This window comes from Pantoea sp. ANP04 (genome assembly GCF_041982285.1).
GTDB classification, from domain to species: domain Bacteria; phylum Pseudomonadota; class Gammaproteobacteria; order Enterobacterales; family Enterobacteriaceae; genus Pantoea; species Pantoea eucalypti.
Genome location: NZ_JAUTYS010000004.1, coordinates 195,496 through 218,625, shown reverse-complemented (window position 1 = coordinate 218,625; position 23,130 = coordinate 195,496). Strand labels below are relative to the sequence as shown.

The following is a 23,130-nucleotide window of genomic DNA, read 5'->3' as shown; positions in this document are numbered from 1 at the left end:
CCTCCTTACAGCATGTTTTTGGATTGAAGGAAATCACGCGCCACGGTTTCCGGTGACTCATGATCGATATCGACCCGCTTGTTCAGCTCTGTGATCGCCTCATCAGTGATCTGAGCAGAAAGCTGATTAAGCGCGGTATCCAGCCCCGGATGGCTCGCCAGCACATCCTGACGCACGACCGGCGTCACGTTGTAGCTCGGGAAGAAGTGTTTATCATCCTCCAGCACTTTCAGGTTGAAGCCCTTAACCCGTCCATCGGTGGTGTAGATCAGACCGGCATCGACGAATCCATCGCGAATGGCGTTGTAAACCAGACCCGGGTCCATCTGGCGGATCTGCGGCCGATCGAGCGCCAGGTTATAGGTTTTCTGCAGGGGTTTCAGGCCGTCAGAACGACCGGCGAACTCCAGATCCAGCCCCAGACGCCAGTTATGATCCGGGTCAGATTTCCGCACCTGCTCAATTTTCGCAACCAGCTGCGAGAGGGTGGTGATGCCTTCTTTTTCGGCCCGCTCACGGGTCATGGCAAAGGCATAGGTATTATTCATCGGTGCCGGATTAAGCCACACCAGTCCCAGCTTTGCATCCAGCTTTTTGACCGTTTCATAGGCCTGCTGCGAAGACATCGGCTTGTTGATATGGTTGAAGATAATCAGTGAGGTGCCGGTATATTCCCAGGTCATATCAATCTGCTTGTTCAGCAGTGCATTACGACCAATAGTAGTGGCGATATTACGTTTAGGGACCACCTCAAAGCCTTTCTTCTGCAGCCACAGCACCGTCATCGCGGACAGGATATGCTGCTCGGTAAAACTTTTGGTTGCCATCACCAGCGGGGTGGCAGCCTGCGCCGTCTGGCTTAGCAGCAGCGTCGCAGTCAGCGCGACAACGCTTTTCTTAATCCACTTCGTTAGCATTACAAAGCTCCTTGTGGTCAGGCCGCAGCATGCGGACTCAGAAAGCGGCCCAGTGCGGCCAGCAGCATATCCAGAACCAGTGCCACCAGTGCGGTGGCAACGGCGCCCAGAATCAGCGTCGGAAAGTCATTCAGATAGATGCCCGGGAAGATCAGCTCACCAAAGCTGCTGGCACCAATCAGGAAGGCCAGTGGAGCAGTACCGACGTTGATGGCGGTGGCGATGCGCACGCCTGCGAGAATGACCGGCAGGGCGTTGGGCAGCTCAACCTGACGCAGACGTTGCCATTTGGTCATGCCGATGCCGTTGGCGGCCTCAATCAGCGACGGAGGAACCGCGCTCAGGCCAGAGAAGGTGTTTCGAACGATGGGCAGCAATGACGCCAGAAACAGCGCAATCAGCGCCGGACGATCGCCAATGCCGATGATTACCATCGCCAGCGCCAGCACCGCGAGCGGTGGCAGTGTGTTTCCCACATTGAAAATCTGCATCACATATTCGGCCCAGCGACGCGCAAACGGGCGACTGAGCAGGATGCCACTGGGAATACCGACCAGCAGAGCGAATAACATTGACCAGAAAACTAAGAAGAGGTGCTGCTGCCCGAGATAGAGCAGATCGACTTTACGTGCGACCAGTTGATCCCAGCCTAAGCCCCAGATCAGTGCTGCGATCACCGCGACCACTGCAAGCACTGCCAGACCGGCGCGTTGGGCCAGTGAAGCATTTTGCATAGGAGAATCTCCCTGATGACGATCTCATTTGTTATAACAACCATAAACAGTCCGACAGGCGCGACAAAAACTGCCACCGCACCCAAAACCGAAACTGCGATAAAATGTAGATAAAATGACTGTTTACCCACTCTTTTTCAGCGAATACCGAATAAGATGGGGTAATGCTATAGCAGGCCTTTTTTGCACAAGCCAGCTTTTAAGCCATATATCAGGCAGATAGAAACAGGTTAAAATGGTGTTAAAGCCGCATAGCCGCTGGGTTAATGCGACAATAAAAAAAATTCATCGACATTTGGTGACAACGTCACAGATGACGCAAAAGATGCGCACGCGCGGGAAACTGCACTGGCTGTTTTTGAGCTAGCCTTGCAGATAAAAAAAGGAACCCTATGACTGAAAGCGCACAACTCCAGACCGGACATCGCCACTGGATCTTAATTGCCTGCATGCTGGCGATGTTTATGGCGGCCATTGAAGTGACGATTGTGGCTACCGCAATGCCCACTATCATTGCTGACCTTGGCGGTTTTTCGCAGTTTGGCTGGGTCTTCTCCATCTATCTGCTGACTCAGGCGGTCAGCGTACCCCTCTATGGGCGGCTGGCGGATATGGTGGGGCGCAAAACGATGTTTTTTGTCGGGACCGCCATCTTCCTGATGGGATCGGTGCTGTGTGGGTTTGCCCATACGATGACCTGGCTGATCCTGTTCCGGGCATTTCAGGGCCTGGGCGCGGGCGCGATTATGCCGCTCAGCTCGACCATCGTGGCGGATATCTATTCACCGCGCGAACGGGCCAGCGTGCAGGGCTGGCTCTCCAGCGTCTGGGGTGTGGCGGCCATCGTCGGGCCACTGACCGGGGCCTGGCTGGTGCAGCACTTTAGCTGGTCGGTGATTTTCTGGGTTAACTTGCCGATTGGCCTGATGAGCATGCTGATGCTGGCGCGCTGGCTACCGTCGCACCAGAAGGAGGAGAAATCACAGCCGCTGAACCTGGCAGGAAGCGGCTGGCTGATGCTCTGCGTGACGGCCCTGCTGGTGGCGCTATTGCAGGCAGAACAGCTGGGCATCTGGCTGGTGCCGTTTCTGATGTTCTCGCTGTTTGCGGGCTGGCAGCTTAAACGCCATGAGCAACGTTCAGCAGCACCGCTGTTTCCGCTGATCATCTGGCGCAGCCGGCTTATCGTGGCGGGTAATGCGGGCAATCTGATTATCGGGGCGGCCATGATGGGCATCAGCGCGTTTTTACCCACATGGATTCAGGGGATCCGCGGCGGCTCACCGTTGCAGGCGGGCAGTGTGCTGGCGATGATGTCGATTGGCTGGCCGCTGGCCAGTACCCTCAGCGGCAGACTGATGCTGCACACCTCCTACCGCTTTACCGCCCAGCTTGGCGCGCTCTTGCTGGTGACGGGCAGCGCCCTGCTACTGTTCTTACAGCCCGCAAGCTCTCTCTATCAGGCGGGCTTTACGGCGTTTCTGATCGGGACTGGCATGGGGATGACCAGCACCACGTTCCTGGTTTCTGTGCAGAATCAGGCGGACTATCAGATTCGTGGCATCTGCACCGCTTCAATCATGTTCAGCCGGATGATCGGCTCGGCGGTGGGAACGGCGATTATGGGCGCAGTGCTGAATCTGAATCTGCAATGGCGACTGCCACAGGTACAGGATCCGGTGCAGCAGATTATGTCAGAATCCAGTCGTCAGCATTTGCAGCCGGAAACGCTGCAACAGATGGTTGCGTCCATCGCGACGTCATTGCACTGGGTATTTGTGGTGGCACTGGTGATTGCGCTGTTTGCGGTGGGTGTGGCCTGGATGATGCCACGTCAGCGGCCGGAACAGGCGGACTAGCAGGCAGGGCGACAGGATGTCGCCCTGATTTGACGCTGACTACTGAGCAGGCGAGTCCTGTGAACTGCCTGCACTGGCGGGGACACTGGCTTCGTCGTCACGGCCTGTACGCTTATAAACAATCTTTTGTGTGTCGTTTTCACAATGTCCGACGACCTGACCGCCCGCCTGATCAACCTGATCGTTGGCGACGATGTCGAGACTAAAACCTGACTCAGGCACACCGTTCTGAATAATTTTCTGGCTGATATCGGCTTTCACCGACTCACAGGATGCCTGTGCCATCAGCGGCAGAGCTAAAAACGCCGCGCTTAACAAAACCCTCTGTATCTTCATCACGTCTTCCTTATGTTAGTCGTCCGTCATTACTATAGCTCAAAATTAAGGCGCAACCGGGCGACCTGAACGGCGGTCCAGGCAACGCAGGGTGTTGGGTTCCCAGTAAGCGTTGAGATTAAGGCTCTGCTCGCATTTGTCGCGGGTGTCATAGGCGCGATCGGCCTTATCAAACTCTTTTTCGACGCGGGTGTTCACTTTGTTACGCAGCATGCGCGTGTCATTCCATTGCTCTTTATCCTGGCGCGCCGCTTCATTGCCCAGCGCGGTGCTGCCATCTTCAATGATCAGACGATTCGTATTCGCACTGGCAGTGAATGCCGCAGAGGAGATCAGAACCAACAGCACGGCAGGGATCATTTTTTTCATCACAATATCCTTAAGTTAACGCAAACATCGCCTTCCGGGACGTCTGTTGCAGCGGGTATGCTTTAAGCCTGGCCCACCAGCCGTCATTGTTGCTGTAAGTCCGGACAGGGAAAGCGCGAAGCAATCCGGCATATACGCGTGGTGATGGTGAGCACTGCCCGGGTTCAGGCTAAAAATAAAATAGCCCGATGACAGAGATTCTTATTATATCATCGCCGTTTCTTCGCTCACCAGTGGTGAGTCATTTGTTTACGTTCAGGAGAGGTTAGGGTGCTGATTAAAACCGCCTTGCTGTTTTTTATTACCGCGCTGGCGGAGATCATCGGCTGTTTTTTGCCCTGGTTATGGCTAAAAAAGGGGGGCTCAGCCTGGCTGTTACTGCCTGCAGCGGCGAGTCTTGCGCTGTTTGTCTGGCTACTGACCCTGCATCCTGCCGCCAGTGGACGGGTCTATGCTGCTTACGGTGGCGTCTATGTGCTGACTGCGCTGCTTTGGTTGCGGGTAGTGGATGGCGTGAAGCTAAGCGCTTGGGACTGGAGCGGGGCAGTGATCGCCTTCAGCGGCATGCTGATCATCGTTATGGGCTGGGGACGCGGGTAGCGCCAGCCGGACGGACTGGCGCTGCAGAGGCTTAAGGCTTATGGACTTTCAGGCCTGCCAGCGTCTGGCTGACCGGCATCATTTCGAGACTGTTGATGTTGACATGCTTAGGCAGCGTGGCAACCCACCAGACCGCTTCTGTCACATCTTCGGGTGTTAAAGCCTTTGCGCCTTCATAGACCTGGCCCGCTTTGTCATCATCGCCTTTAAAGCGCACATTGGAAAACTCCGTGCCGCCGACAAGGCCGGGCTCGATATCGGTGACGCGCAGTGCCGTACCGTGCAGATCGGTTCGCAGGTTAAGGCTGAACTGACGGACAAACGCTTTGGTTGCACCATACACGTTGCCGCCGGCATAAGGCCAGCTACCGGCAATCGAGCCAATGTTGATGATGTGGCCGATATCGCGCTCTACCATGTGGGGCAGCAGGGCGCGGGTCATGTAAACCAGGCCTTTGGTGTTGGTGTCGATCATGTTTTCCCAGTCTTCAACATTCGCTTTGTGCGCAGGTTCAATCCCCAGCGCCAGACCAGCGTTGTTAACCAGTACGTCAATATTGCGCCACTCTGCCGGTAAGTGCATGACCATCTCTTCAATGGCTGCACGGTTACGCACATCCAGCTGCACCGTATAAAGATTCTCGCCCAGCTCCTCCTTCAGCGCTTTTAAACGCTCGGCGCGGCGTCCGCTGGCAATGACTTTGTGACCATTCTCAATAAAGCGGCGGGTGATGCTTTCACCAAAACCGGCGGTCGCGCCGGTGACAAAAATAATCATCTCACTGTTCCTTATGCCATTTTCAGAGTCGATGACTTCACCATAGCATTTCATTTCCGCTTCTGCGCGTTGAAAAATCGCCAGGCCTGTAAATGGAATTTACCGGTTAACTGACTGCGCCTTTTCAGGGCAGGCTGCACCTAAAAAGGGCACGTTTCCCTCCGGCAGGCCATACTCAGTATGATCAGTTTACATAAAATTGAGGCGCAACCGTTTGCCTCCGTTCCGCAAACGGTTGCTAAGCCATCTATGGTGATTTATGTTGCGCAACAGGCAGTGAATGATTTATTTGATTGATTTATAAGGATTTTACGGCTCACCAGTTCTGGCACGCAGGTTGCAAGGCTATAACAGGAGATTTCCCTGCAACTATTCTATCGCGCTTTCAGAAAGGACAACCCATGCTATCAGCAACCGACACGGCGATTCGCGCCAGCTTCTTTGACTTTACTGGTGTCGTGGATCAGCCCGACGACCTGGCCGGTAAGGCGCGCTATCTGGAAGATGCGGTGCTGTTGCTGCGTGACGGACGCGTAGCAGGGCTGGATAGCTGGGAGAACAGCGAGGCGATGCTGGCAGGCCATCCGATTACCGATCTGCGCGGCAAACTGATCGTACCTGGCTTTGTCGATACGCATATTCACTATCCACAGACAGAGATGATTGGTGCGTTTGGTGAACAGCTGCTGGAGTGGCTGAATCACTACACTTTTCCGGTTGAAGCGCAGTATCACTGTCCTGACCATGCGGCCAAAATGTCCGCCTTTTTCCTGCATCAGCTGCTCTCAAATGGCACTACCAGCGCACTGGTGTTTGGTACTGTCCATCCACAATCGGTGGAGGCGCTGTTCAGTGCCGCAGAAGCCCTGAACATGCGACTGATTGCCGGGAAGGTGATGATGGATCGCAATGCGCCCGACAATCTTACCGAAACCCCGGAGCAGAGCTACCAGCAGACACGGGCGCTGATTGAGCGCTGGCATAATCGTGGACGGCTGAGCTACGCCCTGACGCCGCGTTTTGCGCCGACCTCCTCCCCGCAACTGCTGGAAAAAGTGCAGCAGTTGCGCCAGGCATTTCCGGATACCTGGCTGCATACCCATCTCAGCGAAAATCCACAGGAGGTGGCCTGGGTAAAAGCGCTGTTCCCGGAGCGTGAGGGCTATCTGGATGTTTATCATCATCACCAGCTAACCGGGCGTCGCAGCGTCTTCGCGCACTGTCTGCATCTGGAGGATAAAGAGTGGCAGTGTCTGCACGATACTGATTCTTCAATTGCTTTTTGCCCAACCTCAAACCTCTTCCTCGGCAGCGGCCTGTTTAACATTAAACGCAGCTGGCAGCAGGGCGTGAAAGTGGGAATCGGCACGGATGTCGGCGCGGGCACCACCTTTAATATCCTGCAGACGCTGGGTGAGGCTTACAAAGTAGGCCAGTTGCAGCACTACCGGCTCAGTGCCGCTGAAGCCTTTTATCACGCCACGCTGGGCGGAGCGCGTGCGCTGGATCTCGACCACGCCATCGGAAATTTTAACATCGGCAAAGAAGCCGATTTTGTCGTGCTCGATCCGGCAGTCTCTGCGCTGCAGCAGCTGCGTATTGGCAATAGCAAAGATATCTGGGAAAAGCTGTTTGTATTAATGACGCTAGGCGACGATCGCAATATTGCCCAGACCTGGGTAAATGGTCGTCCGGTCTGGCAGCGCGACGCACAGGAGCAAGCCGCATGATTGAGTTTTTGTTAAACAACCAGCTGGTCAGGGAAGAGGCACTTGACCCCAATCTTACGGTGCTCAACTATCTGCGCACCCGTCAGCATCGTCCTGGTACCAAAGAGGGCTGCGCCTCTGGTGACTGTGGCGCCTGCAGTGTCACCCTGGGAAAAGCCGTCAGGGGTGAGATGCAGTATGAAACGGTCAATAGCTGTCTGACGCTGGTCTCGTCATTACAGGGTAAACAGCTGATCACCGTAGAGGATCTGCGTCACGGTCGTGCACTGCACCCGGCGCAGCAGGCGATGGTCGACTGCCACGGCTCACAATGCGGATTCTGCACGCCGGGTTTTGTCATGTCGCTGTTCAGCCTGCAAAAAAACGCAGCGGGCTGGGATCGCCATCAGGCGGAAACGGCGCTGGCCGGTAATCTTTGCCGCTGCACCGGCTACCGGCCCATTATGGCTGCCGCAGAACAGCTCTGCTCCCAGCCGGTTACTGACCAGTTCGATCACAGTGCCGCCGCCACCGTGCAGCGGCTGGAGGCGCTGGCTACCCCGGACATGCAGGAGATAGACGGTGAAGGCCGCCGTTGTTTCCTGCCCAAAACGCCGGCTCAGCTGGCAGGGATCTACCTGGCGCATCCCGATGCGAAACTGATTGCCGGTGGTACCGACCTCAGCCTGCAGATTACCCAGCAGCATAAGAGAATACCGCTGCTGATTGCGCTGGAGCAGGTGGCCGCGCTTAAGGTCTGCAGTGAATTTGACGATCATTACCTGCTGGGTGCAGGTGCCTCACTGCAGCAGGTCAGTGAGTTTCTTGCCACCCGCATTCCTGGTGTCAGCGAGATGCTGCAGCGGTTTGCCTCACTGCAAATTCGTCTGCAGGGCACACTGGGCGGTAATATCGCTAATGCGTCCCCGATAGGCGATGCGTCGCCGGTGCTGCTGGCCCTCAATGCAAGTTTGCTGCTGCAGCGCGGTGAAGAACAACGCAGCCTGCCGCTGGACCAGTTCTTTACCGGCTATCGGCAGACACAGCTGGAAAAAGGGGAGTTTATCCGCGCAATTCGCATTGATAAGGTGACGGTGTCACCTGATTTTGTCGCCTGGAAGGTCTCCAAACGGCTGGATGATGATATCTCCGCCGTCTTCGCTGCCTTTAACCTGCAAATCGAACAGGGCGTGGTGAGTGGTGCCCGCATCGCCTTTGGCGGTATGGCGGCGACGCCAAAACGCGCCCACCACTGTGAACAGGCGCTGATGGGTCAGCCACTGAATTCCGTGACGGTGTCACGTGCCGCTGCCGCGCTTGCGTCTGATTTCCAGCCGCTTTCCGATTTTCGCGCCAGCAGTGACTACCGTCTGCAGGTCGCCCGTAACCTGCTTCGCCGCTACTGGCATCGCCATAACGGCGAAATCACCTGCCTTGAGGTCTCTCGCTATGTCTCATAACCGCCCGGAACTCAACGAAGAGGTCATCAAGGCCCAGTATGCCGCCGATTTACAGAGCGGCGTAGGCCGGAGTAACCGCCATGAAAGCGCGGAGAAACATGTCTCTGGCGAGGCGCATTTTATCGACGATAAACCGGAGTTGCCGGGTTTACTGCATCTCTGCCCGCGTCTGAGTGAACACGCGCATGCGCGCATCGTGAATATTGATGTGCAGCCCTGTTATGCCGTGCCGGGTGTCGTCAGCGTATTAACCTGGCAGGATGTGCCGGGCATCAATGATGTCGGGCCGCTGGAGCCGGGCGATCCGCTGCTGGCGCATGACAAAGTCGAGTACCTGGGGCAGATCGTGATTGCCGTCGCGGCGGACTCCCCTGACGCTGCACGTCTTGGCGCGGCCGCAGCGGTGATCGAATATGAGGTGCTGGAACCGCTGCTGGATGTAGAGCAGGCGCTGGCGCAGGGCAGCTTTGTACAGGAACCGCACATCCATCAGCGCGGTGATGTGGACGCGGCACTGGCGCGTGCGCCGCATCGGGTGAGCGGGTCGTTTCATATCGGGGGTCAGGAGCATTTTTATCTGGAAACCCAGACGGCAATGGTCATTCCTGGCGAAGATCAGCAGCTGCAGGTCTTTTCTTCCACCCAAAACCCCACGGAAGTGCAGAAGCTGGTGGCGGAAGTCATGGGCATCAGCCTGAATAAGGTGACGATAGATATGCGCCGTATGGGCGGCGGCTTTGGTGGCAAAGAGACGCAGGCCGCCGGTGTCGCCTGTCTCTGCGCCATCGTAGCCCGTCAGACGGGGCGGGCGGCAAAGATGCGACTCTCACGCCGCGACGACATGCGCGTGACCGGCAAGCGCCATCCTTTCTTTGTGCGTTACGAGGCAGGCGTTGAGGAGGATGGCCGGCTGTGTGGCATCAAAATCGATCTGGCCGGTAACTGCGGTTATTCGCTGGATCTGAGCGGATCCATTGTCGATCGCGCCATGTTCCACGCCGATAATGCGTATTACCTCGGCGATGCGTTGGTCACGGGCTATCGCTGCCGCACGAATACCGCCTCCAACACCGCCTATCGCGGCTTTGGCGGACCGCAGGGTATGGTGGCGATTGAACAGATCATGGATCACATCGCCCGCCACCGTGGGCTGGATCCGCTGGCGCTGCGCAAGCGTAACTATTATGGCAAGCAGGATCGCAACATCACCCATTACCACCAGCAGGTCGAGGACAATCTGCTGGATGAGATTACCGAACAGCTGGAGCAGAGCAGCGACTATCAGGCGCGTCGCGCGGAAATCACGGCGTTTAACGCCCGCAGTTCGCTGCTGAAACGCGGTCTGGCGCTGACGCCGGTAAAATTTGGCATCTCATTTACCTCCAGCTTCCTTAATCAGGCGGGCGCGCTGATCCTGATTTACACCGATGGCACGGTGCAGCTGAATCATGGCGGCACCGAGATGGGCCAGGGCCTGAACACCAAGGTGATCCAGATTGTCGCCGAAGTACTGCAGATAGAGACCGATAAAATCCAGATTACCCCCACCGACACCGGTAAAGTGCCCAATACCTCGCCAACAGCGGCCTCCAGCGGTGCTGACCTCAACGGTAAGGCGGCGCAGAATGCGGCTGAAATCCTGCGCGATCGCATGACCGCCATGCTCTGCGAACTGCATCAGTGCGACGCTGCGGCGGTGAGCTTCCGCAATGGCGTGGTACGTGCCGGAGAAAAACATTACACCTTCGCTGAGGTGGCGAAACTGGCGTGGCTGAATCAGGTGCCGCTCTCTGCCACCGGCTACTATCGCGTACCAGGCATTCATTACGACCGCGTTGCCGGGCGCGGCACGCCATTCTATTACTACGCCTATGGCGCGGCCTGCTGCGAGGTCGTCATCGACACCTTAACCGGCGAATCCCGCCTGCTGCGCGCCGACATCCTGCATGACGTTGGTGCCTCGCTGAACCCGGCCATCGACATCGGTCAGGTCGAAGGAGGCTTTGTCCAGGGTGTCGGCTGGCTCACCTGCGAAGAGCTGGTGTGGAATGACAAAGGTCAGCTGCTGACCGACGGTCCCGCGAGCTATAAAATTCCCGCCATCAGTGACGTGCCGGCGGATCTGCGGGTCACACTGATGGAGAACCGCAAAAACCCGAAAGACACGGTCTTCCACTCCAAGGCCGTTGGCGAACCGCCGTTTATGTTAGGGATAGCCGCCTGGTGTGCGCTGCAGGATGCGGTCGCCAGCGTGGCGGATTACCGCCAGCATCCGTTGCTGGATGCGCCCGCTACACCGGAGCGCATTTTCTGGGGCGTGCAGCGTCTGTCGGGAGCCATTGATGATCTATCATGACTGGATAGGCGTGCTTCACCAGTTGCGTGAAAAACGGCAAAGCTGCGTGCTGATTACCGTGCTTAGCGAGCACGGTTCGGTGCCCCGTGACAGCGGCAGCAAAATGGTCGTCACACAGCAGGAGAGCTTTCTCACCATCGGTGGCGGTCATCTGGAATTTGCGTGTATCGCCCAGGCCAGGGCGATGCTGCAGGATGGGGCGACCGCGCCCCATACCGAAGATTTCAGCCTCGGCGCGCGGCTTGGACAATGCTGTGGTGGCAAAACGAAGATTTTGTTTGAGCCGCTGCTGCAGGCGCAGCCGGAGATATTTCTGTTTGGTGCAGGTCATGTCGGACAGGCACTGGTTAACCTGCTGGCGACGTTACCCTGTCACATAAACTGGATTGACAGCCGTCCGGCGCAATTTTCCAGCGTCCCTGCGGGCGTAGTGACCTGGCAGCCCGATGATCCGCTCGATTGCGTGGCGCAGGCGCCTGCGGGCAGCTACTTTATTATCATGACCCACCATCATCCGCTGGACTTTGAACTGTGTGAAGCGGTGCTGAAACGCGGGGATTTCCGCTATGCCGGATTAATCGGTTCGGCGACGAAAAACCAGCGTTTTCGCTACCGGCTGGCAGGCAGGGGCGTTCAGAGCGAATCACTGGCGCGCCTGCGCTGCCCGATTGGTCTGCCGGATGTTAAAGGCAAGCTACCCGCCGAGATTGCGGTGGCGATTGCCGGTGAAATTATCTGCGTTTATCAGCAACATATCACCTGAGTTGTGGCCTGCGCGGCAACCTGTCAGGATAAGACTTTGCGATGCCCCATCAGGAGCGAACCATGAACGCCCGTCAGAATCCCTTCTTTAGCGTCAGCACACTGCCTTATCATGCTCCGCCTTTTGACCAGATAGAGGAGCAGGATTTCCTGCCTGCGCTGCAGGCGGGCATCGAAGAGAAGCGTCAGGAGATCGAGGCGATCGCCCTGAATAGCGAAGCGCCCACCTTTCTTAACACCTTTGAAGCACTGGAGAAGAGCGGACAGCTGCTTAACCGGGTCAATCTGGTCTTTGGTGCCATGACCTCGGCCCATACCAGCCCGTATCTGCAGCAGGTGGATGAGGAGATAGCGCCCCAGCTTACCGCGCTCAACGATGACATCATGCTGAACCGGCCGCTGTTTTCACGGCTCGACGCGGTCTATCTGCAGCGCGCTAAACTGGATGCTGAATCAAAACGTCTGGTTGAAGTGATCTGGCAGCGCTTCCAGCTGGCGGGGGCCAATCTGCCTGAGGCGCAAAAACAGCAGCTTAAAGCGCTGAATCAGGAGGCCGCACGCCTCGGTACGCGCTTCACCAACAGACTGCTGGCTGCCACCAAAGCGGGTGGACTTGTCGTCAATGATTTGCAGCAGCTGGCGGGTCTGTCGCCGGCCGATCTGGCCGTAGCACAGGCGGAAGCGCAGGCGCGCGGGCTGGAAAAAAGCGGGTTGCTGGTGCTGCAGAACACCACGCAGCAACCGGCGCTGCAGAGTCTCGCCGATCGCGCAACCCGTGAAGCGCTGTTTAAGGCGGGCGTGACGCGCACGGAAAAAGGGGATGAAAACGACACCCGCGAGCTGGTGTTAAGGCTGGCGCAGGTCAGGGCGGAGCAGGCCCGGCTGCTGGGATTTGCCAGCTATGCGGAGTGGAAACTGCAGGATCAGATGGCCAAAACCCCCAAAGCAGCGCTGGCCTTTATGCACAACATCGTGCCCGCTGCGCGCGCCCGTGCCGAACGCGAAGCCGCGGCTATCCAGCAGACTATCGATAAGCAGCAGGGCGGCTTTACCCTGCAGGCCTGGGACTGGCGTTTTTATGCTGAACAGGTGCGGCGCGCACGCTATGACCTCGATGAGAGCCAGATTAAGCCCTACTTTGAGCTTAACTCGGTGCTGCAGAACGGGGTATTCTGGGCGGCGACACAGCTCTATGGCATCCGTTTTACCCCGCGACAGGATCTGCCGGTTTATCATCCTGACGTGCAGGTCTATGAAATTTTCGATGCGGACGAGACGCCGCTGGCGTTGTTCTATACCGACTTCTTTAAGCGTGACAGCAAAGGCGGCGGTGCCTGGATGAGCAACTTCGTCAACCAGTCGACGCTGCTCGACACCAAACCAGTGATCTATAACGTCTGTAACTACACCAAACCGCCCGCCGGTGAACCGGCGCTGCTGAGCTGGGACGACGTCATTACGATGTTTCATGAATTCGGCCACACGCTGCACGGCCTGTTTGCCAGCCAGCGCTATCCGAGCCTGTCAGGCACGGAGACCCCGCGCGATTTTGTCGAGTTTCCTTCGCAGATCAATGAGCACTGGGCCAGCGAGCCGGCGGTGTTCCGCAACTACGCTCGCCACTATCAGACGCATGAGCTGATGCCCGCTGAGCTGCATGAAAAGATTGTCCGGGCCGCAACGTTCAACAAAGGTTATGAGATGAGCGAGTTGCTGGCTGCCGCGCTGCTGGATCTGCACTGGCATAGCCTTAACCGTGATGCCGCGCCGCAAAGCGTGGAGGGATTCGAGCAGCAGGCGTTGCAGAGCGACAATATGGCGCTGACAGCGGTGCCGCCGCGCTATCGTTCCAGCTATTTCCAGCACATCTGGGGCGGCGGTTATGCCGCAGGGTATTACGCCTATATCTGGACGCAGATGCTCGCCGACGATGGCTATCAGTGGTTTGCGGAGCATGGCGGATTGACGCGTGAGAACGGCGATATCTTCCGACAGAAAATTCTGTCACGTGGGAACAGCAGCGATCTTAAAACGCTGTATGAAAGCTGGCGGGGCGCGGCCCCACAGCTTGAGCCGATGCTGAAAAATCGCGGTCTGGCGGATTCATAACAAAAGGGCTGTCACCATGACAGCCCTTTTGTTATTGGGGCTAGCCCAGCGGGCCACCTTCAATGGTTTCGCACATTCCGGCCAGCACCCGCTCACCGGTTTCGTTTTTCAGTGACTGATACCACTCTGCCGTGACCGCCGGGTCGCGAGCATGGGTGACATCACAGCGTTTGCGCGCTTTCAGCACCAGATCTTTGACCCGCTCAACGCGGCGCGCCTGATAGCGTAGCAGCGCATCTTCGATGCCCAGCGAATGTGAGGCCAGCGTCGACGCCAGCACCACAGCATCTTCCATCGCCGCGCAGCCGCCCTGACCAATATCGGGGGTGGTGCTGTGGGCTGCATCACCCAGCAGAGCAACGCGTCCTTTCACAAAGCGACTAAAGGGTTCAATGTCGTGGATCTCAACCCGGTTGGTGGTGTCGGGATTAATCGCCGCGATCAGCTGCTGTACCGACTCCGCCCAGCCCTGGAAGTAGCCGGTTAAATCGGCTTTCACGGTGCTGCGATCCTGCGGCAGACCTTTCGGCAGCGGCACATCAAAGAAGAAGTAGAAGCGATTACCGCTGACCGGCATCAGCGAAACGCGTTTGCCGTCACCGACAAAGGTAGTCCACTGATCGGCGGGTGCAATCCGTTCGTCAATGGTGACCAGCCCATTCCAGTTAACGTAACCGGCGTAACGGCGCTCCAGCTTCTCTTCCAGCACATATTCACGAATCACCGAATGGGTGCCATCGGCAGCAATCAGAAAATCGCCGGTGGCCTGACTGTTGTCAGAAAAGGTGGCGATCACGCCGTCTGCGGTCTGTTCAACCTGGATCACCCGCTTACCAAACTGCACCCGTTCACGGCCAAAGGTATCAATCAGCATCGCCTGCAGCTCTGCACGCGCTACCGGATAAGGGTATTCACCAACCTGTTGAACCAACGGCGCCATGCTGAAGCGGGTCAGAGGTACGCCGGTCGCGCCGTCGTGATAAGCCATAAAGGCCATGTTACCGCCCAGCTCACGCAGCGCGGCTTTCATTCCCAGCGCATTCAGGCATTTAACGCCGTTGGGCCAGATGGAAATCGCCGCGCCGACAGGCTTCATTTCCTGCACCGCTTCGTAAACTTCCACGTCAATTCCGGCTTTCTCCAGCGCAATGGCGCTGCTCATTCCGCCAATACCGCCACCAATCACGATTGCTTTCATAATGCTCTCCTGTCTGCATAGACTTTTCCTGCAACTTTTGTACCAGAGGGAGGCCTACAGGGAGAGTGAGTAGAAAAAACAGGTTAATCAGTACGTTGACATATAATCTCTGAGGTGGCTGCGTCGTCTGATTGCTGACCTCATGCACTTAAATGTGGCAAAAGGTCGAATCAAAAGGGTGCAGTGATCATTTTTTCTGCATCGATTGTTTCATCATTCATCAGGTGCAGTCGGTCAGTTTCAGAGCCATTTATCCTTCAGCGTGCATTGTCGGCGGCTTAGCCTTATACCCGTTTTAATTTGTTTAAAAATTATAAACTAAATCACCCGCTTCCCTGAAATCAGCCCGCCCGGGCAGCGTCATATTCTCATGACACACAGCACACCCTTTTCCGTGGCTTTGCCTCTTTATCGGACAATAATGCGCTGTGACGTTATCAGAAAGCCTTGTTCAGTACAGGCGCGCAGGCACGACGAAGGCCTTCCGGTTATGGCTTTTAATGATTAGTAAAGTTAATTATTTCGAGGCGAAACGGTCTTTTAGGATATTGCTCAAACGCATCTGGCACGATCGCGTGATATAGATCACTCTGGACATAAAGGACTCTGGAAAACGACCATGAAAGTTGGAATCACGAATAACCAGTATCCGGAGCAACGTAATATTTTAGTTAATCCGGAAAACCAGTACATCAATCTGAAAAAGAGCAATCTTTTCTATTTTATCAACCCGTTACGAACCCGATTGCTCAAGAAAAACAAAACCTTTGTCTTTCAGCCTGTGCCTTTTTCAGGGGCAGCGCGGGCTGACATCCTGCATCTGTTTAATGAGGTTGCGATTACCCGACAGAAGTGGGTCGCCTCATTTGAGACTGAGCTGCCGCGCGTGCTGCCGGTGGCTGGCGTAGCCAAGCAGGATAACCCTGAGCTGCAACGCCTGATCCCCTATCTGTTAAAAGACAATTGCCTGGGGCTGATTGCCATTTCCGACGCCACGCTGAACATTCAGATGAAGCTGTTCAAAGCGGATGTCGCCCGGCAGATTCAGCGTAAAACCGTGGTGCTGCATCCGCCACAGACGCTGTTTGTTCAGCAAAAAGCGCCACGCCAGTCAGGTACGCTCAGGCTGATTTTTGCCGGTAACGAGTTCTACCGCAAAGGCGGAGCCGAAGTGGTGCTGGCTATCAGTGAGCTGATTGAAGAGAAGCGGCTGGATGCGTCGCAGCTGGATGTGCAGCTGATTGGTGATCTCGCTAAGCGCCGCAACGTTGCTCACCGCCAGTTCCAGGATGACGAGGCTTTTTACCGCGACATTGAGAATCGCATCAAACGCCATCGCTGCTTTACGCATCATACCCAGATGGAAAACAGTGCGCTAATGCAGCTGTTCCGCCAGAGCGATGCCGGCCTGTTACCGACCTGGCAGGAAACCTACGGGTTTTCTGTACTGGAAATGCAGGCTAATGGCTGCCCGGTGATCACCAGCAACGTGCGTGCATTGCCAGAAATTAACCCGGATAGCGCGGGCTGGGTGCTGGCGAGTCCGCTGAACGCGGACCGTGAATACAGCATTACGTCAACAGAGCAGAAAACGCAGCTGCGACAGTCCCTGGTGGAAGGGCTTAAATCCACGCTGCTCGCCATCATCGAACGGCCTGAGATGCTGCAGGAGAAAGGCGAGGCGGCGATTCTGCGCATCAAAGAGCAGCATGATACCGGGCGCTACATTGCCCGGCTCAACGATATTTACCGTCGTGGCGTAGTGAATGCCACTTAACATCCTCCTGGTGTCTCAATTTGATTAGATTTCTCTGACGGCGCGCGCCAGACTAGCCATACTTAGCGCAGCGTCCCACTGGAGAACTCTTATGAAAATTATCCTCACTCTGCTGCTGTCCGGATTACTGGGCAGCAGCGCCTTCGCTCAGCCCGCACCGGTTTTTCCGGCCCGCGCGCCTCTGGTTCAGCTGACCCCTGCGGCAGCCCGCTGTGATGTCTCCGCCTGTCAGACCAACTGCTACGTCGAACAGTCACACTGCAACACCCGTGAAAACGGTGCCTGCAGTTCAGAGGCGCAGATGTGCGTACAGGCGTGTGCCAGCCAGTGTAAATAATTCATTTCAGTGAAGAAGCCTTTAGTTGCCAATGAAAAAGTCTGTGTTTTATTTTGCTTTACTGTCTCTTTCTGCCAGCTGTGTTGCCGCCGATCTCTCTTCACAGCAGGTCACTTCTCTGGTTAAAGCCGCGATCGAACCGCTGATGGAGCAGCAGGCGATCCCGGGCATGTCGGTGGCGGTGCTTTACAAGGGCCGGGCGCAGTTTGTGAACCTCGGCGTGGCCGATCTCGCATCAGGCCGCCAGGTGACGGAAAATACGCTGTTTGAGCTGGGTTCGGTGAGCAAAACGTTTACCGGTACGCTGGCAGGTATCCTGATCCGCAACGGTGACATTCGCCTCAATGATCCCGTACAGAAATACTGGCCGCAGCTGACCGGTGAACAATGGCGTCCGGTGAGGATGCTGCACCTGGCGACCTATACCGCCGGTGGCTTACCTTTACAGCTGCCGGATGAGGTTACCGATCAGGCCTCACTGCTGCGCTTTTATCAGGAATGGCAGCCAAAAGCATCACCAGGCACGCTTCGTCAGTACTCTAACGCCAGTATCGGTCTGTTTGGCTCGCTGATGGTGAAGGGGGATTATGAGCAGGCGATGGCGCGCAATGTGTTTCAGCCGCTGCGGCTGACGCGCACTTATATCACCGTGCCGCCCTCAATGATGCTGGACTACGCGTGGGGCTATAAAAATGGTCAGCCGGTTCGGGTTTCCCCCGGCATGCTGGATGCCGAAGCGTACGGCGTTAAATCCACCGCGCGTGACATGCTGACCTTTATGCAGGCCAACGTCGATCCTAATCGCCTCTCCTCGGGCAACACTGTGTTGCGTAATGCTATCCGCACCGCACAGTCGCGCTATTTCAAAATCGGCAGTTTCTGGCAGGGACTGGGCTGGGAGATCTATGATTTGCCTGCCACTGCCGACACCATCATCAGCGACAGTGACAATGGTGTTGCGTTACAACCGCGGCCAGCGACCCTGCTAAATCCGGTCGGGCCTTCACTGAACGCCAGTTGGGTGCATAAGACCGGTGCCACCAATGGATTCGGTGCTTATATCGCGTTTATCCCTGAGCAGAACAGCGGCATCGTGATGCTCGCCAACAAAAATTACCCCAATCCGCTGCGCATAAAGGCCGCCTGGCAGATTCTGCAGGCGTTACATCAGGGCACGCCTTAATACCTATCTGCTTACTCTGCGACGGGGTAAGGCTGGCACCTCCTGTTCATTTGAGCTAAAATAAAAATCAAATGAACAGGAGGGCTGCTATGTCCATCGCCATCTATACACCCGCTCAGCATCGTCGCGATACGTCGTTGCTGCATGCACTGAACCTGCCGGATACGCTGCCCGATGCGCACCAGCGAATTGCAGTGGGGTTCAGCAGCGGCGTGCTGAAACGCACGGCGTCATTGTCCACCTTTGACGAAGGCTGGCTATGCCGTCTGGCGGGCATTGACCGCACCACCTATAACCGCAAAGTGAAAGATCCTGATCAGACCTTTTCGCCCGACCAGAGCGGACGCATCTACATGCTGATTCGTGTTCTCTCTGCCGCCAGTAAACTGTTCCGCGACGACAGGCAGCGCCTGGTGCAGTGGCTGGAAACGCCGGCTAAAGCGCTGGGAGGTAAAAAACCGGCGGAAATGACCACCACGGTAGCGGGTGCAGAAGCGGTCATTAACCTGATTGGTCAGCTTGAGCATGGCGTGATTACCTGATGGCGGTGCCTTTTTACCGTCTGGTGAAGCGTGAATATGCAATGACCGCTTTTGATGGGTTTGGTGCCCGTACTTATGGCGGGCGCTGGAACTCTGTGGGCACGGTTTGTGTTTATATGGGATCGAGCCGGGCGCTGTGTGTGCTGGAGGCCTTAGTGCATCTCACCATTCAGGATCTGGCGCATGACTACGCTATGCTGGCGATTAGTGTGCCAGAGGCTCTGATCACCGAGCTCTCGCTGTCGGCATTGCCCGACGACTGGCAGACCGATCCTGCACCCGCCTCTACACGGCAGATTGGAGACGACTGGCTCGCCAGCCCGGACAACGGCCTGGTGCTCAAGGTGCCCAGCACGCTGACCGGTGAGTGGAATGCGTTGTTCAATCCCCGTCATCCGGCGGCGGCCGGCATCGTCAGCAAGGTGGTGGTGGAGCCGTTTTTCTTCGATCCCCGCTTCCGGCTGCAGTAGGGCGCTAACAGGCTTTCCCGGTCACCTCGCGCAATCTGAACAGGCACACCAATGCCATTCGGTTGCCACCGTGGCGGCTGGGTAACGAAACGAAAGAAAGCGGGACAAAAAAATGGCCGCATAACGCGGCCATCGGGATATTGTTACAGCGTGCCGGTACCGCCATCAGAGCACCAGACCTGACCGGAAGAGTAGCTGCTTTCGGTTGAGGCCAGCGTGACATAGAGCGGGGCGATTTCAACCGGCTGGCCCGGGCGACCCATCGGTGAATCGGCGCCAAACTGTTTCACTTTCTCCATTGGCTGTCCACCGCTGGACTGCAGCGGCGTCCAGTAAGGACCTGGGGCAACAGCATTGACCCGGATACCCTCGCCACCCAGCTGTTTAGCCAGTGATTTCGTAAAGGCGACAATGCAGGCTTTGGTCTGCGCATAATCCAGCAGAATATCGCTGGGTTTAAACGCCTGAACCGAAGAAGTATTAATAATGGATGCACCGCGTGGCAGATATTCCAGCGCCGCTTTGGTGATCCAGAACATGGCATACACGTTAGTTTTAAACGTCGCATCAAAATCTTCCGTACTCAGGGTACGGATGGACTCATTAAATTGCTGACGACCGGCGTTATTCACCAGAATATCCAGACCGCCTAATTTATCGGCTGCGTCTTTAACCAATTGCTGACAAAATTCTTCAGAACGAATATCGCCCGGAATAGCGAAAACTTTACGGCCTTCCGCTTCGATTAATTTAACCACTTCATCAGCGTCGGGCTGTTCTTCAGGCAGGTAATTGATCACTACGTCTGCGCCTTCGCGGGCATAAGCGATAGCTACCGCGCGGCCAATGCCGGAGTCACCGCCGGTGATAAGCGCCTTACGGCCAGTCAGTCTGCCTGTGCCGCGATAGCTGGTTTCACCGTGATCGGGAACCGGGATCATTTTGCTGGCCAGGCCTGGTGCCTGTTGTGGCTGATCCTCAAAAGGAGGTTTAGGGAATTGATCCAGATCGAGCGTCTTGTTAGTGGGTGTCGCCATTGTATGCTCCTTGAACAACGTTATCTGAGACATTAAGCCTGGCACAAATGTGATATTTGTCACATCTGACTGCTGATTCATTGAGCAGGTAAAACCAGAAGAAATTAATAATGCTGATAAAGCGTAGTCATGAAATCAGAAAACTGTGCCGGAGCCTCCGATTATTTTTCTGCGCGGGAAGGGGATATTTAAAACGAAGCGTGGCGGGTTTTGGTCATTATTACAGCGAATAAAGCGCATCGGCAGAAAATAAAAAAAGGCGGTTATCCGCCGCGTACTGAACCCCGCCAGACGACATCCACCGGGTATATTCTGCGCTCCTGCTGCTGTTCATTCTTCGGCATCAGTGTCTCCGGTTGCGCTTCCGTCTCCACCAGCCAGGCAATCGCATCGCGGGCGAACTGCTCCACCGGCTGCGCGAAGGTGGTGAGGTTGTAAGAGGACCAGCCTGATTGCGGAATATTGTCGTGCCCCATGATGCAGAGATCCTCCGGAATACGCAGCGCAAAGCGGTGACGCGCTTCATCCATAAAGCCACAGGCGAGCAGGTCGGTGGCGCAGTAAACCGCGTCAGGGCGAACTTTTCGGGTCAGCAGACGCTGAGCCAGAATCTGTCCGCTTTCATAGGAGGTGGAGCCGAACCGCTCGACCTGAACCGCGACGCCCGCTTTCTGCGCCGCGGCCAGAAAATCGGCTTCGCGCTTCAGCAGGCTGGGTGTTCCCGCCAGCGAATTCACGAAAGCGATGCGGTTGCAGCCCGCCCGCACAAATGCGTTGACCGCCATTTCCGCTGCCGGGCCGGAGTCGAGATTAATATTGAGCGTACCGGGCAAAGACTCATCGCGATTAATCAGCACCAGGTGCTGTCCATGTTTGTAGCAGAGGCGGGTAATGCCGCTGTCAGGCATACCTGAAAGAATAATGGAGGCGTCGGCGCGAAAATTAATCGCCTGTTGCAGCGCGGCGGAAACGCGCGCATCCGAGCGGTCGGTGTTAATCAGCATCGCCACTTTTCCCGCTTCCTGCAGGTACTGGGTCATCCAGCGCACCAGGCTGGCACGGTAGGGCGTATCCACTTCGGAGGCAATTAAACAGACAATGCCGCTGCGGTTGCGAACCAGACCCCGTGCCAGATGGTTGACGTGATAGCCCAGCTCTTCTGCCGCTTTCATCACCCGCTGACGGGTGGCCTCCGACACGCTGGCACCTGGCGTAAAGGTGCGGGAGACCGCTGAACGGGAAACGCCCGCCCGGTCTGCGACATCCTGTGCGCTTACCACCGCTTTAAGCTGCTGCATCTTATTTCCCCGTCCCACCGTTGTCTGCACTGAGTCTGCCTGAAATTGCAAGGCTGTGCAAAACATGGCTGCACGTAAAGTGTTTCAAATTTGTGACAGCGCCTGACAATTGCGTAACAACCGAATTGACAGTGTCAACAGCTCGCCGTACTACTTTGCGCATACGTTTGCACACATGTGCAATAGCTGGCGCACCTGCGTCATCCAGCCCCAGGAGAACATCATGCGTTATTCCTCTCTGCTCGCTGCTGTCATTGTCTGCCCTATGATGCCGTTTGCTGCCTCGGCGGCCGGCCTTAACATGATCTGCTCAGCGGATGTGGTGGTGTGTGAACAGATGACCACGCTGTTCAGCCAGAGCCATCCTGATATCAAACTCAGCATGGTGCGGCTCTCTGCCGGTGAAGCCTATGCCCGTATCCGCAGTGAAGCACGCAATCCCCGTACCGATATCTGGTGGGCCGGCACCGGGGATCCGCACATGCAGGCTGCCGAAGAGGGCTTAACCCAGGCCTATAAATCCCCTTTGCTCGATCAGCAACAACCCTGGTCACAAAAAGTGGCGGAAATCTCCGGTTATCGCACCGTGGGCGTCTACGCCGGTGCGCTGGGCTGGGGCTATAACACGAAGCTGCTGGCGGAGAAAAAGCTGAAGGTCCCGGCCTGCTGGGCTGACCTGCTCGACCCGGGTTTTAAAGGTGAGATTCAGATCGCCAATCCCAACTCCTCCGGCACGGCCTATAACACCCTGGCGACGCTGGTGCAGATTATGGGTGAAGACAAAGCCTTCGATTATCTGAAGAAGCTTAACGCCAACATCTCGCAATACACCAAGTCCGGCTCTGCGCCGGTCAAAGCCGCTGCGCGCGGTGAAACCACCCTCGGGATTGTCTTTATGCACGATGCCGTAGCGATGGAAGTGGATGGCTTCCCGATTAAGCCCGTCGCGCCCTGTGAAGGCACTGGCTATGAGATTGGTTCAATGTCGATCATCAAAGGAGCACGAAATCTGGCAAATGCCAAAGTCTGGTATGACTGGGCGCTGAGCGCTGAGGCGCAATCACACATGAAAGAGGCGAAATCGTTCCAGCTCCCTTCCAACCGTCAGGCGGAGATCTCTGAATATGCGCCGCGTTTCGAGAACATCAAACTGATCGATTATGACTTCAAAACCTATGGCGATTCGGCAAAACGTAAAGCGCTGCTGGGCCGCTGGGATAAAGAGATTGGTGCCAGCGCGCAATAACAGTGGGGTTGTCCCGGCCGCCTGAGCCGGGCCGTTGCCAGACCGCGGTGGCG

General features: G+C 56.3%; 21 protein-coding genes. 13 read left to right on the top strand and 8 right to left on the bottom strand.

The features are described 5' to 3' along the window. Positions 1–5: 5 nt before the first annotated feature. Positions 6–917: a glycine betaine ABC transporter substrate-binding protein gene (locus Q7C21_RS07865; RefSeq protein ID WP_039660211.1), complete on the bottom strand. Its 912-nt coding sequence runs from the start codon at positions 915–917 to the stop codon at positions 6–8. A gap of 17 nt (positions 918–934) precedes the next feature. After that, positions 935–1,651, bottom strand: a complete 717-nt coding sequence (locus Q7C21_RS07860) for an ABC transporter permease (RefSeq protein WP_003853657.1) — start codon at positions 1,649–1,651, stop codon at positions 935–937. A 392-nt stretch (positions 1,652–2,043) separates the two neighbouring features. On the opposite strand from Q7C21_RS07860, the gene Q7C21_RS07855 reads away from it, so the two are divergent. Next, positions 2,044–3,510 carry an MDR family MFS transporter gene (locus tag Q7C21_RS07855; protein ID WP_140915605.1) on the top strand — a complete coding sequence of 489 codons (1,467 nt, stop codon included), beginning with the start codon at positions 2,044–2,046 and terminating at the stop codon, positions 3,508–3,510. A gap of 39 nt (positions 3,511–3,549) precedes the next feature. Here Q7C21_RS07855 and Q7C21_RS07850 read toward each other — a convergent pair whose 3' ends face one another. Both Q7C21_RS07850 and Q7C21_RS07845 read right to left on the bottom strand, forming a co-directional pair. After that, entirely contained in the window at positions 3,550–3,846 is a 297-nt protein-coding gene (locus Q7C21_RS07850) for a DUF1161 domain-containing protein (RefSeq protein ID WP_078804413.1), read from the bottom strand. A gap of 45 nt (positions 3,847–3,891) precedes the next feature. Next, positions 3,892–4,215: a DUF1283 family protein gene (locus tag Q7C21_RS07845; RefSeq protein ID WP_003853649.1), complete on the bottom strand. Its 324-nt coding sequence runs from the start codon at positions 4,213–4,215 to the stop codon at positions 3,892–3,894. Positions 4,216–4,488: 273 nt separating this feature from the next. Here Q7C21_RS07845 and Q7C21_RS07840 point away from each other — a divergent pair, with 273 nt between their 5' ends. Then, entirely contained in the window at positions 4,489–4,815 is a 327-nt protein-coding gene (locus Q7C21_RS07840) for a YnfA family protein (protein WP_033743086.1), read from the top strand. Positions 4,816–4,846: 31 nt separating this feature from the next. Here Q7C21_RS07840 and ydfG read toward each other — a convergent pair whose 3' ends face one another. Then, the gene (ydfG, locus tag Q7C21_RS07835) at positions 4,847–5,593 is read right to left on the bottom strand and encodes a bifunctional NADP-dependent 3-hydroxy acid dehydrogenase/3-hydroxypropionate dehydrogenase YdfG (RefSeq protein WP_187512596.1); all 747 of its coding nucleotides are present in this window, start codon (positions 5,591–5,593) and stop codon (positions 4,847–4,849) included. Positions 5,594–5,994: 401 nt separating this feature from the next. On the opposite strand from ydfG, the gene guaD reads away from it, so the two are divergent. The 5 genes from guaD to dcp all read left to right on the top strand — a co-directional run bounded on the left by guaD (position 5,995) and on the right by dcp (position 13,989). Next, positions 5,995–7,323 (top strand): guanine deaminase, encoded by a 1,329-nt coding sequence (gene guaD / locus Q7C21_RS07830; RefSeq protein ID WP_039660214.1) that lies wholly within the window; start codon positions 5,995–5,997, stop codon positions 7,321–7,323. After that, positions 7,320–8,762: a xanthine dehydrogenase small subunit gene (xdhA, locus tag Q7C21_RS07825; protein WP_187512597.1), complete on the top strand. Its 1,443-nt coding sequence runs from the start codon at positions 7,320–7,322 to the stop codon at positions 8,760–8,762. The genes guaD and xdhA overlap by 4 nt, the downstream gene beginning before the upstream one ends. Continuing rightward, positions 8,752–11,118, top strand: a complete 2,367-nt coding sequence (gene xdhB, locus Q7C21_RS07820) for a xanthine dehydrogenase molybdopterin binding subunit (RefSeq protein WP_187512598.1) — start codon at positions 8,752–8,754, stop codon at positions 11,116–11,118. Before xdhA ends, xdhB begins: the two co-directional genes overlap by 11 nt. Continuing rightward, entirely contained in the window at positions 11,105–11,881 is a 777-nt protein-coding gene (xdhC, locus tag Q7C21_RS07815; protein ID WP_375150584.1) for a xanthine dehydrogenase accessory protein XdhC, read from the top strand. The genes xdhB and xdhC overlap by 14 nt, the downstream gene beginning before the upstream one ends. A 62-nt stretch (positions 11,882–11,943) precedes the next feature. Beyond that, positions 11,944–13,989: a peptidyl-dipeptidase Dcp gene (gene dcp, locus Q7C21_RS07810; RefSeq protein WP_039660219.1), complete on the top strand. Its 2,046-nt coding sequence runs from the start codon at positions 11,944–11,946 to the stop codon at positions 13,987–13,989. A 40-nt stretch (positions 13,990–14,029) separates the two neighbouring features. On the opposite strand, the gene hpxO is transcribed toward dcp, so the two are convergent. Next, a complete protein-coding gene (gene hpxO, locus Q7C21_RS07805; RefSeq protein ID WP_008925208.1) occupies positions 14,030–15,187 on the bottom strand; it encodes an FAD-dependent urate hydroxylase HpxO in 1,158 nt (385 codons plus the stop codon). A gap of 619 nt (positions 15,188–15,806) precedes the next feature. Here hpxO and Q7C21_RS07800 point away from each other — a divergent pair. The 5 genes from Q7C21_RS07800 to Q7C21_RS07780 all read left to right on the top strand — a co-directional run bounded on the left by Q7C21_RS07800 (position 15,807) and on the right by Q7C21_RS07780 (position 19,496). Then, on the top strand, positions 15,807–16,964 hold the full coding sequence (locus Q7C21_RS07800) for a glycosyltransferase family 4 protein (protein ID WP_003853636.1): 1,158 nt from the start codon (positions 15,807–15,809) through the stop codon (positions 16,962–16,964). Positions 16,965–17,055: 91 nt separating this feature from the next. After that, positions 17,056–17,301 (top strand): hypothetical protein, encoded by a 246-nt coding sequence (locus Q7C21_RS07795; RefSeq protein ID WP_003853633.1) that lies wholly within the window; start codon positions 17,056–17,058, stop codon positions 17,299–17,301. A gap of 31 nt (positions 17,302–17,332) precedes the next feature. Next, a complete protein-coding gene (ampC, locus tag Q7C21_RS07790; protein ID WP_182629795.1) occupies positions 17,333–18,484 on the top strand; it encodes a class C beta-lactamase in 1,152 nt (383 codons plus the stop codon). A gap of 89 nt (positions 18,485–18,573) precedes the next feature. Next, positions 18,574–19,026 (top strand): antitoxin Xre/MbcA/ParS toxin-binding domain-containing protein, encoded by a 453-nt coding sequence (locus tag Q7C21_RS07785; RefSeq protein WP_003853631.1) that lies wholly within the window; start codon positions 18,574–18,576, stop codon positions 19,024–19,026. Continuing rightward, positions 19,026–19,496: an RES family NAD+ phosphorylase gene (locus Q7C21_RS07780; RefSeq protein ID WP_003853630.1), complete on the top strand. Its 471-nt coding sequence runs from the start codon at positions 19,026–19,028 to the stop codon at positions 19,494–19,496. The genes Q7C21_RS07785 and Q7C21_RS07780 overlap by 1 nt, the downstream gene beginning before the upstream one ends. Positions 19,497–19,639: 143 nt before the next feature. Here Q7C21_RS07780 and Q7C21_RS07775 read toward each other — a convergent pair whose 3' ends face one another. Together Q7C21_RS07775 and Q7C21_RS07770 are read right to left on the bottom strand one after the other, a co-directional pair. After that, positions 19,640–20,533 carry an SDR family oxidoreductase gene (locus Q7C21_RS07775; protein WP_003853629.1) on the bottom strand — a complete coding sequence of 298 codons (894 nt, stop codon included), beginning with the start codon at positions 20,531–20,533 and terminating at the stop codon, positions 19,640–19,642. 263 nt (positions 20,534–20,796) lie between these two features. Next, the gene (locus Q7C21_RS07770) at positions 20,797–21,831 is read right to left on the bottom strand and encodes a LacI family DNA-binding transcriptional regulator (protein WP_003853628.1); all 1,035 of its coding nucleotides are present in this window, start codon (positions 21,829–21,831) and stop codon (positions 20,797–20,799) included. 223 nt (positions 21,832–22,054) lie between these two features. Here Q7C21_RS07770 and Q7C21_RS07765 point away from each other — a divergent pair, with 223 nt between their 5' ends. After that, on the top strand, positions 22,055–23,077 hold the full coding sequence (locus Q7C21_RS07765; protein ID WP_008925204.1) for an ABC transporter substrate-binding protein: 1,023 nt from the start codon (positions 22,055–22,057) through the stop codon (positions 23,075–23,077). Positions 23,078–23,130 lie beyond the last annotated feature (53 nt).